Source organism: Halomonas sp. ND22Bw, from assembly GCF_003011945.1.
GTDB lineage: Bacteria > Pseudomonadota > Gammaproteobacteria > Pseudomonadales > Halomonadaceae > Halomonas > Halomonas halophila.
The window spans coordinates 1-382 of sequence record NZ_PXWD01000298.1 but is presented as its reverse complement, the minus strand read 5'-3'; the positions used below and the strand labels follow the sequence as shown (position 1 = coordinate 382).

Sequence of the window (382 nt, the reverse complement as noted above, 5' to 3'; positions counted from 1 at the left end):
CGCCCGATTGCGCGATCTGGCGCACCCCGGTGCCGAAGCTGCCGGCGCGGTTGGCGGCGAGCGGATCGAAGCGCGCGCGTTCGTCGCGATGCTCGTAAGCGATGCTGAAGTCGGCATTGCCCATCGGCAGCCTGGCGACCGTGCCACCCAGTGTCGCGAGCAGGTCCACCTGTTCGTTCTTCCAGTCGATGCCGGCGCGGGTGCTGACGTAGTTGCGCGCGGCGGCGCTGACATTGCCGTCGCCGAACGGATTGATCGGCGCACAGGCGGCATCGTCGTTCGCGACGGTCGCGTCGGCGTTGATCGCGCAGACGATCTGGCCGCCGCTCGCGACCGCGCTGATCGCGTTCTGGAAGCGGTTGTTGACGACCTGCCAGCTCCG

General features: G+C 68.8%; 1 protein-coding gene. It reads right to left on the bottom strand.

The window, feature by feature from the left end:
• The coding region (locus CVH10_RS25790) for a hypothetical protein (protein ID WP_219924786.1) at positions 1 to 382 on the bottom strand (382 nt) is incomplete at both ends.